Origin of the sequence: Pseudomonas sp. 43NM1 (assembly GCF_002836905.1) — a bacterium.
Taxonomy (GTDB): domain Bacteria; phylum Pseudomonadota; class Gammaproteobacteria; order Pseudomonadales; family Pseudomonadaceae; genus Aquipseudomonas; species Aquipseudomonas prosekii.
Genome location: NZ_MKGS01000143.1, coordinates 1 through 15,242 on the forward strand (window position 1 = coordinate 1; position 15,242 = coordinate 15,242).

At 58.3% G+C, this 15,242-nt stretch carries 14 protein-coding genes; 11 read left to right on the forward strand and 3 right to left on the reverse strand.

Annotated elements, in window-relative coordinates; translation table 11 throughout:
* Nucleotides 1-5 precede the first annotated feature (5 nt).
* From aat to infA, 3 genes are all read left to right on the forward strand, one after another.
* Nucleotides 6-686 (forward strand): leucyl/phenylalanyl-tRNA--protein transferase, encoded by a 681-nt coding sequence (aat, locus tag BI292_RS15250; RefSeq protein ID WP_101208372.1) that lies wholly within the window; start codon nt 6-8, stop codon nt 684-686.
* Nucleotides 687-744: 58 nt separating this feature from the next.
* A complete protein-coding gene (locus BI292_RS15255) occupies nt 745-1,452 on the forward strand; it encodes an arginyltransferase (protein WP_092270039.1) in 708 nt (235 codons plus the stop codon).
* A gap of 111 nt (nt 1,453-1,563) precedes the next feature.
* Nucleotides 1,564-1,782, forward strand: coding sequence for a translation initiation factor IF-1 (gene infA / locus BI292_RS15260; RefSeq protein ID WP_002553999.1), 219 nt, complete (start codon nt 1,564-1,566; stop codon nt 1,780-1,782).
* Between the two features lie 376 nt (nt 1,783-2,158).
* On the opposite strand, the gene clpA is transcribed toward infA, so the two are convergent.
* Both clpA and clpS read right to left on the reverse strand, forming a co-directional pair.
* On the reverse strand, nt 2,159-4,429 hold the full coding sequence (gene clpA / locus BI292_RS15265; protein ID WP_092270042.1) for an ATP-dependent Clp protease ATP-binding subunit ClpA: 2,271 nt from the start codon (nt 4,427-4,429) through the stop codon (nt 2,159-2,161).
* A gap of 30 nt (nt 4,430-4,459) precedes the next feature.
* Nucleotides 4,460-4,843, reverse strand: a complete 384-nt coding sequence (clpS, locus tag BI292_RS15270; protein WP_092270045.1) for an ATP-dependent Clp protease adapter ClpS — start codon at nt 4,841-4,843, stop codon at nt 4,460-4,462.
* Nucleotides 4,844-5,067: 224 nt separating this feature from the next.
* Here clpS and cspD point away from each other — a divergent pair, with 224 nt between their 5' ends.
* Complete coding sequence (gene cspD, locus BI292_RS15275) at nt 5,068-5,373, forward strand: cold shock domain-containing protein CspD (RefSeq protein WP_256592696.1); 306 nt, start codon at nt 5,068-5,070, stop codon at nt 5,371-5,373.
* Between the two features lie 88 nt (nt 5,374-5,461).
* Here the strand turns inward: cspD and icd are convergent, their stop codons facing one another.
* Nucleotides 5,462-6,718: an NADP-dependent isocitrate dehydrogenase gene (gene icd, locus BI292_RS15280; RefSeq protein ID WP_101208352.1), complete on the reverse strand. Its 1,257-nt coding sequence runs from the start codon at nt 6,716-6,718 to the stop codon at nt 5,462-5,464.
* A gap of 493 nt (nt 6,719-7,211) precedes the next feature.
* Between icd and BI292_RS15290 the strand changes: the two genes are divergently transcribed.
* The 7 genes from BI292_RS15290 (at nt 7,212) to BI292_RS15320 (ending at nt 15,114) form a co-directional block, all read left to right on the forward strand.
* Nucleotides 7,212-9,437: an NADP-dependent isocitrate dehydrogenase gene (locus tag BI292_RS15290; protein WP_101208353.1), complete on the forward strand. Its 2,226-nt coding sequence runs from the start codon at nt 7,212-7,214 to the stop codon at nt 9,435-9,437.
* 234 nt (nt 9,438-9,671) lie between these two features.
* Nucleotides 9,672-10,118 carry an NUDIX hydrolase gene (locus BI292_RS15295; protein ID WP_101208354.1) on the forward strand — a complete coding sequence of 149 codons (447 nt, stop codon included), beginning with the start codon at nt 9,672-9,674 and terminating at the stop codon, nt 10,116-10,118.
* A gap of 59 nt (nt 10,119-10,177) precedes the next feature.
* Nucleotides 10,178-11,323 (forward strand): tRNA 2-thiouridine(34) synthase MnmA, encoded by a 1,146-nt coding sequence (gene mnmA / locus BI292_RS15300; protein ID WP_101208355.1) that lies wholly within the window; start codon nt 10,178-10,180, stop codon nt 11,321-11,323.
* Nucleotides 11,320-11,943 (forward strand): high frequency lysogenization protein HflD, encoded by a 624-nt coding sequence (gene hflD / locus BI292_RS15305; protein ID WP_092270065.1) that lies wholly within the window; start codon nt 11,320-11,322, stop codon nt 11,941-11,943. The genes mnmA and hflD overlap by 4 nt, the downstream gene beginning before the upstream one ends.
* A 126-nt stretch (nt 11,944-12,069) precedes the next feature.
* On the forward strand, nt 12,070-13,440 hold the full coding sequence (gene purB, locus BI292_RS15310; protein ID WP_101208356.1) for an adenylosuccinate lyase: 1,371 nt from the start codon (nt 12,070-12,072) through the stop codon (nt 13,438-13,440).
* An 86-nt stretch (nt 13,441-13,526) separates the two neighbouring features.
* Complete coding sequence (locus tag BI292_RS15315; protein WP_092270071.1) at nt 13,527-14,696, forward strand: cupin domain-containing protein; 1,170 nt, start codon at nt 13,527-13,529, stop codon at nt 14,694-14,696.
* Nucleotides 14,689-15,114, forward strand: coding sequence for a GNAT family N-acetyltransferase (locus BI292_RS15320; protein ID WP_101208357.1), 426 nt, complete (start codon nt 14,689-14,691; stop codon nt 15,112-15,114). The genes BI292_RS15315 and BI292_RS15320 overlap by 8 nt, the downstream gene beginning before the upstream one ends.
* The last annotated feature ends 128 nt before the right edge of the window (nt 15,115-15,242 follow it).

Genomic DNA, 15,242 nt, shown 5'->3' on the forward strand with positions numbered 1-15,242 from the left:
ACGCCATGCTGACTTGGTTACAACGCAATTCCCTGACTTTTCCGCCGCTGGAAAAAGCCATGCGCGAGCCCAACGGTTTGCTCGCCGCGGGCGGCGATTTGTCCGCCGACCGGCTGATCCAGGCGTATCGCCATGGCTGCTTTCCGTGGTTTTCCGAAGGCCAGCCGATTCTGTGGTGGTCGCCGGATCCGCGCACGGTGTTATTTCCCGACGAACTGCACGTTTCCCGCAGCCTGAATAAATTGCTCCGTCAGCAGCGCTATCAGGTGACTTTCGATCAGGATTTTGCCGCGGTCATCCGCGCCTGCGCTGCGCCTCGGGAATACGCCGATGGCACCTGGATCACCGACGCGATGCAGGAGGCTTACCTGCAATTGCACCGACGCGGGTTTGCCCATTCGGTTGAAGTCTGGGATCAGGGCGAGTTGGTCGGCGGTTTGTATGGCCTGGCGATGGGTCAGCTGTTTTTCGGCGAGTCGATGTTCAGTCGCGCCGACAACGCTTCCAAATTTGGCTTTGCCACACTGGTGCGACATCTGAAAGACTCAGGCTTCGTGCTGATCGACTGCCAAATGCCCACGGACCACTTGCACAGTCTCGGCGCACGCGCGATCCCGCGCCGCGAGTTTGCCGGCTATCTGGCGCATCACCTGGATCAGCCCAATCGCGCGACCTGGGTTTGCTGAGGCGACTTTTGCGCGCGTGGCTTACACTTAATGCAAACGCTTATCCCGAGGGTTGATCATGACCGAGTTGGCGCGCTTGAAGTTCTATGCCACTCAGCCCCACTCTTGCAGTTATCTGCCCGAGGAGCAGGCCACTACGCTGTTTCTCGATCCTAGCCAGCCCATGGATGTGCATGTCTACGCAGACCTGTCGGAAATGGGTTTCCGGCGCAGTGGCGATCACCTATACCGCCCGCACTGCCAGAATTGCAATGCGTGCGTGCCGGCGCGCATTCCGGTGGCGCAGTTCACACCGAATCGTCAGCAGAAACGCATTTTCAAGCGCAACGCCGATCTGCAGGTGCGCCCGGCGCGCCCTGGATTCAGCGAAGAATATTTCGATCTCTATCAACGCTACATCGAACAGCGCCACGCCGACGGCGACATGTACCCGCCGAGCCGCGATCAGTTTTCGACTTTCCTGGTACGCGACCTGCCGTTTTCGCGCTTCTACGAATTTCGCCTCGACGGGCGATTGGTAGCCATCGCGGTGACCGACCTGCTGCCCAATGGCTTGTCGGCGGTCTACACCTTTTACGAGCCGGCCGAAGACCATCGCAGCCTGGGTCGTTACGCGATCCTCTGGCAGATCGCCGAAGCCCAGCGCCTGGGACTGGAAGCGGTGTACCTCGGTTATTGGATCAAAAACTGCAAAAAGATGAACTACAAGACGCAATATCGGCCTATCGAACTGCTGATTAATCAGCGTTGGGTCGTCCTGAACTAGGACAATCCGTAAACCACTTGGCGTAAACCCCATTTTTCGGGCACAATGCACGCCGCTTTTGCCTGGCGCAGTTGCACCGGGCCATTCATTGGATACCGAGGGCTTTACTGCATGTCGAAAGAAGACAGCTTCGAAATGGAAGGCACTGTCGTCGACACCCTGCCCAACACCATGTTTCGTGTGGAGTTGGAAAATGGGCACGTCGTAACCGCGCATATTTCCGGCAAGATGCGCAAGAACTACATTCGTATTCTTACCGGTGACAAAGTGCGCGTCGAGCTGACGCCCTATGACTTGAGCAAAGGGCGCATTACCTACCGCGCTCGTTAATCAGGTCAATACAAGACGCCCGGTTATGCCGGGCGTTTTTGTGTCTGGGGTTTGGGGTTTTGCTTTGAGCGCTTATCCGTCGCTGCGGTGATGGCGGCTGCCGCGAATGCGGTGGGTCAGTTGATGGATGTGCCAGCAGGCATGACGCCTTCGCGGGCAAGCCTCGCTCCTACAAGGGAATGGTGGTGGGTTTGGGCTTGGCACCGCTCCTGCAGGAGCTGAGCTTGCTCGCGAAAGCGGTGGGTCAGCTGATGAGTCGCCGTAAGTGCGAAACCCTGATCAGCCGCTACCGCAGCAACGGATACACACCCAAAAAAACCAGCCAACAAAAAAGGCGCCCGAAGGCGCCTTTCGCTTTACAACAGATCAACAACCGTCAGGCCATCTCAGCAGTCGTCTCAAACTCAAAGGTCAACTCACCATCTTTGAGATCGATATGCACCACCCCACCATGATCAGCCAACTCACCGAAGAGAATCTCCTCAGCCAACGGACGCTTGATCTTGTCCTGAATCAAACGCGCCATCGGACGAGCCCCCATCGCTGAGTCATAACCGCCCGCCGCCAACCAACTACGCGCGGCGTCCGTGACCTCAAGCTGCACACGCTTGTCTTCCAACTGCGCCTGAAGCTCGGTAAGGAACTTGTCCACCACGCTCTTGATAACCTCATGACTGAGGCGACCAAACTGAATAATGGTGTCCAGACGGTTACGGAACTCTGGAGTGAAACTCTTCTTGATCACTTCCATCGCATCAGACGAGTGATCCTGATGAGTGAAACCGATCGAGGCACGCGCCGCAGTCTCGGCGCCGGCGTTAGTTGTCATGATAACGATCACATTGCGGAAATCCGCTTTGCGCCCGTTGTTATCAGTCAACGTACCGTGGTCCATGACCTGCAACAGCAAGTTGAAGACTTCCGGATGCGCCTTCTCGATTTCATCGAGCAGCAGCACGCAGTGCGGTTGCTTGGTGATCGCTTCGGTGAGCAAACCGCCCTGATCAAACCCGACATAACCTGGAGGCGCACCGATCAGACGCGATACGGTGTGGCGTTCCATGTACTCGGACATGTCGAAACGAACCAGCTCGATGCCCAGCGCCTTGGCCAACTGCCGCGCCGCTTCGGTTTTACCGACACCGGTAGGCCCTGCGAACAGGAACGAACCAACAGGCTTGTCAGGCGATTTGAGGCCGGCACGCGACAGTTTGATCGCAGTCGACAACGAATCGATCGCCGCATCCTGACCAAACACGGTCAATTTCAGGTCCCGCTCGAGGTTACGCAGCAACTCTCTGTCGGAGGTGTTGACGTGCTTAGGCGGAATCCGCGCGATTTTCGCAACGATGTCCTCAACCTCAGGCACATCAATGCGCTTCACGCGTTTTTCGACTGGCTGCAGACGCTGGTAGGCGCCCGCCTCGTCAATCACGTCGATAGCTTTGTCCGGCATGTGCCGATCATTGATGTAGCGCGAAGCCAGCTCAGCCGCTGCGCGCAGGGCCTCATCGCTGTATTCGATGCCGTGGTGCGTTTCAAAACGCCCTTTCAACCCGCGCAGGATGCTGATGGTGTCTTCCACCGACGGCTCCGACACATCGACTTTCTGGAAGCGACGTGCCAAGGCACGGTCCTTCTCGAAGATGCCACGGAATTCCTGGAACGTGGTCGAACCGATGCAGCGAATGTCGCCAGACGACAGCAGCGGTTTGAGCAGGTTCGAAGCGTCCATCACGCCACCGGAAGCGGCACCCGCACCAATGATGGTGTGGATCTCGTCGATGAACAGGATCGCTTGCGGACGTTTTTTCAGTTCATTGAGCAACGCCTTGAAGCGCTTCTCGAAATCGCCACGGTATTTGGTCCCGGCCAGCAAAGCGCCCAGATCCAGCGAATAAACCACGGCGTTGGCCAGCAGATCCGGCACTTGGTTGTCGACAATGCGCTTGGCCAGGCCTTCGGCAATCGCGGTTTTACCCACGCCTGCCTCGCCGACCAACAACGGATTGTTTTTGCGACGACGCGCGAGAATCTGCGCGACACGCTCGACTTCCATCTCACGGCCTACCAGCGGATCGATTCGACCCTGGCGCGCGAGTTCGTTGAGGTTGCTGGCATAAGCATCCAGAGGATTGCCTGAAGATGAAGACTCACCGCCCTCGTCGTCCTGCATATCTTGCTCACCTTCAGAGTGATCGCCGTGCCCCGGTACTTTGGAAATGCCATGGGCGATGTAGTTGACGACATCAATGCGCGCAACGCTCTGCTGTTTCAGCAGGAACACTGCCTGGCTTTCTTGCTCACTGAAGATTGCGACCAGCACGTTGGCGCCAGTCACTTCGCGTTTGCCCGAGCTCTGTACGTGAAAGACAGCACGCTGCAGAACACGCTGGAAGCCCAGTGTGGGTTGGGTCTCGCGATCCTCGTCATGGACGGGAATCAGCGGCGTGGTGGAGTCGATGAACTCCTGCAGGTCATGCTTGAGTTTGTCGAGGTTTGCGCCGCAGGCCCGTAAAACGGTGGCGGCAGCCTCATTATCCAATAGGGCCAACAGGAGATGTTCGACGGTCATGAACTCATGACGCTTCGAACGAGCCTCCTTGAAGGCTAAATTGAGGGTGACTTCGAGCTCGCGGTTTAACATAGCTTCACCTCATACCCAAGTGGTCGGCGATTAACCGTCCTTCTCGATTTCACAGAGTAGCGGATGCTGGCTTTCCCTGGCGTACTGGTTGACCTGCATGGCCTTAGTCTCGGCGATGTCGCGGGTAAACACTCCACATACTGCTCGTCCTTCTGTGTGGACGGCCAGCATGACCTTGGTCGCCAGCTCGCGATTCAGGTTAAAAAACACCTCGAGCACTTCGACGACGAAATCCATCGGTGTGTAGTCATCATTGAACAAAACCACCTTGTACATCGGCGGCGCCTGTAAAGCAGGCTTGGCCTCCTGAACAGCAATGCCTGCGGAATCGTCGTCGTGTTCCTCCGGGTGTTCTTTCTGGAGAGTCGGGCGATCCTGATTGAATGTTAGTCGAATCTGGCTAATTGCATGCATGGAAAGAAAGGTTCGTCAGTTGTGCAAATACAGTGGTGGGGGCGGCTATCAACGATTTCAACTCCGACTGCCCGGTCACCTTGACTATCGGGGAAACGGTGTTACAACCAATAGAGCCCACAGTGGGTAAAAAAGGTCCGCGGAGTCAATCTTATTTATCAGATAGATTGCGGATGAACTGGATGATACTCCAGTGATGGAGTCTGTTGCAGAGGGATATGGGTATGTCAGGCGTCAAGGTCAGCGGCAAGGTCAAATGGTTCAACAATGCCAAGGGTTACGGTTTTATCATCGAGGACGGAAAGAACGAAGACCTCTTCGCTCATTTTTCCGCGATCACCATGGAAGGTTATAAAACCCTGAAGGCCGGGCAGCCGGTGGACTTCGAGATCATTCAAGGCCCCAAAGGCCTGCACGCGGTGGCGATCTGCGCTCAATGCGAGAAGCACGAGGCTCACACCCACGGCGCTGCGACGACTGCCAGTGCGGGTGAAACAAAATCTGGCGAATCAGCAAAAGTACTCGCCTGAACACGTCAAGACTTCAGACATCCAGTCATAAAAAAACCGCCCGACTCAAGGATATGAGCCGGGCGGTTTTTTATTTGCTGCAAATCGCTTACATGTGCGAAATCAGCGCATCACCGAATGCCGAAGAAGACAGCAATTGCGCGCCGCCCATCAAACGGTGGAAATCATAAGTCACAGTTTTGGCGGAAATCGCGCCGTTGGTGCCCTTGATGATCAGGTCAGCAGCTTCGGTCCAGCCCATGTGCCGCAGCATCATCTCGGCGGAAAGGATCAGCGAACCCGGGTTGACCTGGTCCTTGCCGGCGTATTTCGGCGCAGTCCCGTGGGTTGCCTCGAACATCGCGATGGTGTCGGACAGGTTTGCACCTGGCGCGATACCGATACCGCCCACTTCGGCCGCGAGGGCGTCAGAGAGGTAGTCGCCGTTGAGGTTTAGGGTCGCGATCACATCGTATTCGGCCGGGCGCAGCAGGATCTGCTGGAGCATGGCGTCGGCGATGGCGTCCTTGACGATGACATTCTTGCCGGTTTTCGGGTTCTTGAACTGCATCCACGGCCCGCCGTCGAGCAGCGTTGCGCCGAATTCTTCAGCCGCCACTTCGTAGGCCCATTCCTTGAAGGCACCTTCGGTGAACTTCATGATGTTGCCTTTGTGGACGATGGTCAGCGAGTCGCGGTCGTTGTCGACCACATACTGCAGAGCCTTGCGCGCCAGACGCTTGGTGCCTTGCAGCGAAACCGGCTTGACGCCGATGCCGCAGTTTTCGTCGAAACGGATCTTGGTGACGCCCATTTCTTCTTTAAGGAATTTGATGACTTTGGTGGCTTCCGGCGAACCGGCCTTCCACTCGATGCCGGCGTAAATGTCTTCCGAGTTTTCGCGAAAGATCGTCATGTCGACGTCGCCAGGCTTTTTCACCGGGCTCGGCACGCCTTCAAACCAGCGCACCGGGCGCAGGCAGACGTAGAGGTCGAGTTGCTGACGCAGGGCCACGTTCAACGAACGGATGCCGCCGCCGACCGGGGTGGTCAGAGGGCCCTTGATGGAAACCACGTAATCTTTGACCGCGTCCAGGGTTTCCTGAGGTAGCCAGGTGTCCTGATCGTAAACCTGAGTCGCTTTCTCCCCGGCGAAGACTTCCATCCAGGAAATTTTGCGCTCGCCGCCGTAAGCCTTCTTCACAGCAGCATCGACAACCTTGATCATGACCGGGCTGATATCAACGCCAATACCGTCGCCTTCGATGAAGGGGATGATCGGGTTGTTAGGAACATTGAGAGAATGGTCCGCGTTGACGGTGATTTTGTCGCCGACTGCTGGAACCTGAATCTTCTTGTATCCCATGCTGAACTCCATTGTTTGGATTGAACATCTGGCTTCGTTCGAGCGTACCCCAGTTAAATCGGCGCGCAAACCCTATGTTCCACCCATCTGCGGCAAAGCTGCGCAGTTCATGTTCTACAAGCCTGAAAGCAAAGGGAAAAGCGCCAAACTCAAGCACGGTGCAAGACTCTACGCCCCACTCGCCCCTGCGACCTTTAGACCAATGGACGAGATTCGTTGCGTATGAACCATCGGCAGATTGCCAGCTACCTATGTATAATGCCGCCGCTGACCGAAGGGTCACACAGGCCGAGCTCTCTATTACGAGACTCTCAGCCAGATTGAAGCCGGGTTGTTACCGCAGCCCACCCGCTTGACGCTCGACTGATGCACCCAACATCACCGCGCACAAATCTCGACATTCGGCTCATGGACGACTTTGAACGAACGCGCTTATCCGGCGCCCCTCGAGTTTTCTGCGCATGCTTTAGCAAAGAAGAGAGTTAATCCGAATATGCCCACCCGCTCGAAGATCATCTATACCTTCACCGACGAAGCCCCAGCCCTCGCCACCTATTCACTGTTGCCTATCGTAGAGGCTTTCACCGCCTCCGCTGATATCGCCGTGGAAACCCGCGATATCTCTCTTGCAGGGCGCATCCTGGCCAGCTTCCCCGAGCAATTGGGTGACAAAGCCGTAGCCGACCACCTCGCCGAACTGGGCGACCTGGCCGTTACGCCTGAAGCCAACATCATCAAGTTGCCGAACATCAGTGCTTCGGTTCCGCAACTGCAAGCCGCGATCAAAGAGCTGCAAGCCCAGGGCTTCGCACTGCCGGACTACCCGGAAACCGTGAGCAGCGACGCCGACAAAGAAGCCAAGTCGCGTTACGACAAGATCAAGGGCAGCGCCGTGAACCCGGTACTGCGCGAAGGCAACTCCGATCGCCGCGCACCGCTGTCGGTCAAGAACTATGCACGCAAGCACCCGCACAAAATGGGCGCATGGGCTGCAGACTCCAAATCCCACGTTGCACACATGAGCACCGGCGATTTCTACGGCAGCGAAAAAGCTGCCCTGATCGACGCCGCTGACGCCGTGAAAATCGAACTGATCGCTCAGGACGGCACCGCCACCGTGCTGAAAGAAAAAACCAGCGTGCAAGCTGGTGAGATCCTCGATTGCGCGGTCATGAGCAAAAACGCTCTGCGCAGCTTCATCGCTGCCGAGATCGAAGACGCCAAAGCCAAAGGCGTGCTGCTGTCGGTTCACTTGAAAGCGACCATGATGAAGGTCTCCGACCCGATCATGTTCGGCCAGATCGTTGCCGAGTTCTATAAAGACGCACTGGCCAAGCACGCTGACGTGCTGGCACAGATCGGCTTCAACCTGAACAACGGCATCGGCGACCTGTACGCTCGCATCAAGGCCTTGCCGGCCGAGCAGCAAGCGCAGATCGAAGCGGACATTCAGGCGGTTTACGCCGTGCGTCCATCGTTGGCCATGGTCAACTCCGACAAAGGCATCACCAACCTGCACGTGCCAAGCGACGTTATCGTCGACGCCTCGATGCCGGCGATGATCCGTGACTCCGGCAAAATGTGGGGCACTGACGGTCAGTTGCACGACACCAAGGCTGTGATCCCGGATCGTTGCTACGCGACCATTTACCAGGCGGTCATCGAAGACTGCAAGGCCAACGGCGCGTTTGATCCGACCACCATGGGCAGCGTGCCAAACGTTGGCCTGATGGCGAAAAAAGCCGAAGAGTACGGCTCGCACGACAAGACTTTCCAGATCAAGGCCAACGGTGTCGTTCGCGTTACCGACAGCAAAGGCGCCCTGCTGCTGGAACAGTCGGTTGAAGCCGGCGACATCTTCCGCATGTGCCAGACCAAAGACGCACCGATCCAGGATTGGGTGAAACTGGCCGTCAACCGTGCTCGCGCCAGCAGCACCCCGGCGATTTTCTGGCTGGACCCAATGCGCGCTCACGATGGCGTAGTGATCGAGAAAGTTCAGGCTTACCTGAAGGATCACGACACTTCCGGCCTGGACATCCGCATCATGTCGCCAGTCGACGCGATGAAGTTCACCCTGGACCGCACTCGCGAAGGCAAGGACACCATTTCGGTGACCGGCAACGTATTGCGCGACTACCTGACTGACCTGTTCCCGATCATGGAACTGGGCACCAGCGCCAAGATGCTGTCGATCGTACCGCTGATGAATGGCGGCGGTCTGTTCGAAACCGGCGCTGGCGGTTCGGCACCGAAGCACGTTCAACAGCTGCTGGAAGAGAACTTCCTGCGCTGGGATTCGCTGGGCGAGTTCCTCGCACTGGCTGCTTCGCTTGAGCATCTGGGTGTGACGTACAACAACCCTAAAGCGCTGGTGTTGGCTAAAACGCTGGATCAGGCCACTGGTCAGTTCCTCGACAACAACAAGTCGCCATCGCGCAAAGTCGGCAACATCGACAACCGCGGCAGCCACTTCTACCTGGCGCTGTACTGGGCTCAAGCCCTGGCCGCCCAGTCCGAAGACACTGCACTGCAAGCGCAGTTCGGCCAACTGGCGAAAACCCTGACCGAGAACGAAGCGACCATCGTCGCCGAGCTCAACGCCGTTCAGGGCAAACCAGTGGACATCGGCGGTTACTACCACGCCAATGCCGAGCTGATCAGCAAGGCCATGCGCCCGAGCAACACCTTCAACGCTGCGATTGCTGCGTTGGTTTAAGGTTGTAAGGGAACATCACAAACCCCGGCCCCCGTGCCGGGGTTTGTGTTTCTGTCATGCGCAACACTTGTAGCAGCTGCCGAGCCTGCGAGGCTGCGTTCGGCGGCGGAGCCGTCGTAGAATCAGGCCCTGCGGTGTTTCAGACTGACCCCGGGCATAAGGTTTACGACTGCTGCGCAGCCGAACGCAGCCTCGCAGGCTCGGCAGCTGCTACAGACCACACGAGGTATTTTCATGACTTGGCTACCCCACATCACCGTCGCCACCATCGTCGAAGACAACGGTCGCTTCCTGATGGTCGAAGAACTCAAGGGCGGCCGCGCGGTGCTCAACCAGCCCGCCGGTCACCTCGACCCGAATGAAACCCTGATCGAAGCCGCCGTGCGCGAAACTCTTGAAGAAACCGGCTGGGACGTCGAGCCGACCGCCATCGTCGGCCTGTACCTCTACACCGCACCGAGCAACGGCGTGACTTATCAGCGCGTCTGCTTCATCGCCAAAGCGCTCAAACACCACCCCGACTATCAACTGGACGACGGTATTCTCGGCGCCAAATGGCTGACCCGTGACGAACTGCTGGCCCAGCGCGCAAACTGGCGCAGTGAGCTGATCATCCGCTGTATCGATGATTATCTGGACGGCAAGCACTTCGGTCTCGAACTGATCCGCCCTTCTCTTTAGCCTTGTGGGCTTCGGCCTGCTAGAATCGCGTCCTTTTTAAAGACACTCATTGAATCCCTATGCGTGATCCAGCCCCTTCTGACACACAAAAGAAGCGCGTCATTGTCGGCATGTCCGGCGGCGTGGACTCTTCCGTTTCCGCTCTCCTGCTGATCGAGCAGGGTTATGAGGTGGAAGGCCTGTTCATGAAGAACTGGGAAGAAGACGATGGAACGGAATACTGCACCGCCATGGACGACCTGGCGGATGCGCAGGCTGTGTGCGACAAAATTGGCATCAAGCTGCACACCGCCAATTTCGCCGCCGAGTACTGGGACAACGTGTTCGAGCACTTCCTGGCCGAATACAAGGCCGGCCGCACGCCGAACCCGGACATCCTGTGTAACCGCGAGATCAAGTTCAAGGCGTTCCTCGACTATGCCATGGTGCTCGGCGCCGACCTGATCGCCACCGGCCACTACGTGCGTCGCCGCGACATCGATGGCCGCACCGAACTGCTCAAGGGCCTCGATCCGAACAAGGACCAGAGTTATTTCCTGCACGCCGTCGGCGGTGAACAGATCGCCAAGACCCTGTTCCCGGTCGGCGAGCTGGAAAAACCGGAAGTGCGCGCGATTGCCGAGAAGCACGATCTGGCGACCGCGAAGAAGAAGGATTCCACCGGCATCTGCTTTATCGGCGAACGCCGTTTCAGCGACTTCCTCAAGCAGTACCTGCCGGCGCAACCGGGCGAAATCAAAACCACCGAAGGCGAAGTCATCGGCCGTCACCACGGCCTGATGTACCACACCATCGGCCAGCGTCAGGGCCTGGGCATCGGCGGTTTGAAAGACGCCAGCGACGAGCCGTGGTACGTGCTGATCAAGGACTTGGTGAACAACGAGCTGATCGTCGGCCAGGGCAATGATCACCCTTACCTGTTCTCCCGCGCCCTGCTCGCCTCGGACATCTATTGGGTCAACCCGATCGACCTGAGCCAGCCGCGACGCCTCACCGCCAAAGTGCGTTATCGCCAGAGCGACCAGCCGTGCACGCTGGAAAAAACCGCCAGCGGCTACCGCGCGACTTTCGATGACCCGCAACGCGCGGTCACTCCGGGGCAATCCGTGGTGTTTTATGACGGTGAAATCTGCCTCGGCGGCGGCGTGATCGAAGTTGCCGAACCGTGGACCCGCCAAGGCACTGCTCAAGGCGCGGCACAATGAGCCCGACTCAGGAGCAACTGACGGCACTCGGCGGCGTATTTCTCGCTGCGGTGCTGGTCGACAAGATCGCCAAGACCGGCCAGACCAGTGAAGCCGGTTTGGCCTGCATGCTCGGCAGTCTGCTGATCCGCGACCCCAAGGACACGCTGGAAGTTTACGGTGGCGACGACCTCAATCTGCGCGAAGGTTATCGCGCGTTGATCGGCGCCCTCGAACGCGACCCGAGCACGCTGCAGCGCGAACCGCTGCGTTACGCCTTGGCGATGCTCGGTCTGGAGCGGCAACTGGCCAAACGCGACGACATGCTCGACGTGATCGGCAAGCGTCTGCCGCAGATTCAGTCGCAGGTCGAGCACTTCGGCCCGGCCCACGAAAACGTGATTGCCGCGTGCGGCGCGCTGTACCAGGACACCCTGAGCACGCTGCGCCAACGCATTCAGGTGCACGGCGACATGCGCAACCTGCAGCAACCGAGCAACGCTTCGAAGATCCGCGCGCTGCTGCTCGCCGGGATTCGCTCGGCGCGGCTGTGGCGGCAGTTGGGCGGCCATCGCTGGCAGTTGGTGATCAGTCGTCGCAAGTTACTGAAAGAGCTTTACCCGCTGATGCGCAGCAGCTGAACCGCGCCCGCAAGACTGTTTCAGATCTGTAACGCGTAATACGCCGGTCAGTTGGCAACGGACCGGCGGATTTTTTCATGTATGATACGCGCCCCATTTCGTTGCCCGACTGTCCGAGAACACCCCATGCAGCTTTCTTCGCTCACTGCGGTTTCCCCTGTTGACGGCCGCTACGCCGGCAAAACCCAGGCCCTGCGCCCAATTTTCAGCGAATACGGTCTGATCCGTGCGCGCGTTCTGGTTGAAGTGCGCTGGCTCCAGCGCCTGGCCGCTCACCCAGGCATCAGCGAAGTGCCGGCGTTCTCCGCCGAAGCCGACGCGGTGTTGAACACCCTGGCAGACAACTTCGCTCTGGAGCACGCCGAGCGTGTCAAAGAGATCGAGCGCACCACCAACCACGACGTCAAAGCCATCGAATACCTGCTCAAAGAGCAAGCGGCCAAGCTGCCGGAATTGGCCAAGGTCAGCGAATTCATCCACTTTGCCTGCACCAGCGAGGACATCAACAACCTGTCCCACGCCCTGATGCTGCGCGAAGGCCGTGATGATGTAATGCTGCCGCTGATGCGCCAGACCGCTGAAGCCATCCGCGAACTGGCCGTGCGTTTCGCTGACGTGCCGATGCTTTCGCGCACTCACGGCCAACCAGCCTCCCCGACCACTCTGGGCAAAGAGCTGGCGAACGTGGTTTACCGTCTGGAGCGTCAAATTGCTCAGGTTGCTGCGGTGCCGCTGCTGGGCAAGATCAACGGCGCAGTCGGCAACTACAATGCGCACCTGTCGGCCTACCCGGAAATCGACTGGGAAGAAAATGCCCGCGCCTTCATCGAAGACGAGCTGGGCCTGGGCTTCAACCCGTACACCACGCAGATCGAACCGCACGACTACATTGCCGAGCTGTTCGACGCGATTGCGCGCTTCAACACCATCCTGATCGACTTCGACCGCGACATCTGGGGCTACATTTCCCTGGGTTATTTCAAACAGCGCACCATCGCTGGCGAAATCGGTTCGTCGACCATGCCGCACAAGGTCAACCCGATCGACTTCGAAAACTCCGAAGGCAACCTGGGTATCGCCAACGCACTGTTCCAGCATTTGGCGAGCAAACTGCCGATCTCCCGCTGGCAGCGCGACCTGACCGACTCCACCGTATTGCGCAACCTCGGTGTCGGCTTCGCCCACAGCGTGATTGCCTACGAAGCCAGCCTCAAAGGCATCAGCAAACTTGAGCTCAACGCGCAGAAGATTGCCGCTGACCTCGACGCGTGCTGGGAAGTGTTGGCCGAGCCGATCCAGACTGTCATGCGTCGCTACAACATCGAAAACCCGTACGAGAAGCTGAAAGAGTTGACCCGTGGCAAGGGCATCAGCCCTGAAGCGTTGCAAACTTTCATCGACGGCCTGGACATGCCAGCCGCGGCCAAAGCCGAGCTGAAATTGCTGACCCCGGCCAACTACATCGGCAACGCTGTAGAGCAAGCCAAACGCATCTGATCCAACGCTGTACCCGTTTGAGACGCCCGGCAGCGCCGGGCGTTTTTATTCCCGTCTGAAAAGTGCTTTTTTTCAATAGGTTACACATGAATCCTGACATTCCTCTTCAACTTCTGGGCGGCATCACGGCGCGCGAATTCCTGCGTGACTACTGGCAGAAAAAACCACTGCTGATCCGCCAGGCAATGCCTGATTTCGAAAGCCCGATCGACCCGGACGAACTGGCCGGCCTGGCGCTGGAAGAAGAAGTTGAATCGCGTCTGGTGATCGAGCACGGCGAGCGTCCCTGGGAAATGCGTCGCGGCCCGTTCGCTGAAGACGAGTTCAGCAAATTGCCGGAAACCGAGTGGACCTTGCTGGTCCAAGCGGTCGATCAGTTCGTGCCGGAAGTCAGCGAACTGCTGGAAAACTTCCGTTTCCTGCCGAGCTGGCGCGTCGATGACGTGATGATCAGCTTCGCTGCACCGGGTGGCAGCGTGGGTCCGCACTTCGACAACTACGACGTGTTCCTGCTGCAAGGTCACGGCAAGCGCAATTGGAAAATCGGCCAGATGTGCGACTCCGAGAGCACCCTGCTGCCGCACGCAGACCTGCGCATTCTTGCCGACTTCGAAGCCACCGATGAGTGGGTTCTGGAGCCGGGCGACATGCTTTATCTGCCGCCGCGTCTGGCCCATTGCGGCGTTGCGGTTGACGACTGCATGACCTACTCGGTCGGCTTCCGCGCACCGAGCGCCTCGGAAGTGCTGACGCATTTCACCGACTTCCTCAGCCAGTTCCTGACTGACGAAGAGCGCTACACCGATGCCGACGCTCTGCCGGCAGTCGATCCACACCAGATTCAGCACGACGCGCTTGATCGCTTGAAAGCCTTGCTGGCCGAGCACATGAGCGACGAGCGCCTGCTGCTGACCTGGTTCGGCCAGTACATGACCGAGCCGCGCTACCCGGAATTGGTGGTTGGCCCGGAAGAAATCGAAGAAGAGGACTTCCTCGCCAGCCTCGAAGAAGGCGCAGTGCTGATCCGCAACCCGAGTGCGCGCATGGCGTGGTCCGAAGTCGATGACGATTTGCTGTTGTTCGCCAGCGGCCAGAGCCGCTACCTGCCGGGCAAACTGCGCGAATTGCTGAAGCTGATCTGCGCGGCTGACGCTCTGCACAGCGATAACCTCGGCGCATGGCTGAGCGATGAAGACGGTCGCGGCTTGCTGTGCGAATTGGTCAAGCAAGGCAGCCTGGGGTTTGCTGATGAATAAAATCCACGTTCGTGTCGCAGACTGGCAAAAGGATATCGCCGAGATCCGGCGCATTCGTGAGACGGTGTTCATCGCCGAGCAATCCGTTCCACCTGAACTGGAATGGGATGCCGATGACGCCACAGCGGTGCATTTCCTCGCATACGAAGGCGACTTTCCGATTGGCACCGCGCGCCTGTTGCCCGATGGGCACATTGGTCGCGTGTCGGTGCTCAAAGACTGGCGCGGTTTGAAAGTGGGAGATGCGCTGATGCAAGCAGTGATCGGCGAAGCTGAAAAACGCGGGCTGAAGCAGCAAATGCTCAGCGCGCAGGTGCAGGCCACGGCGTTCTATGAGCGTTTGGGCTTCAGCCTGGTCAGTGAGGAATTCCTCGAAGCCGGGATTCCACATGTAGACATGGTCCGGCATTCGGCCTGACACCTTGTGGTGAGAAGGACTGCCTGTGGCAAGGGGGCCTGCCTGTAGCAAAAGGGCTTGCCTGTGGCAAAAGGGCTTGCCTGTAGCAAAAGGGCTTGCCTGTGGCAAGAGGGCTTGCCTGTGGCGAG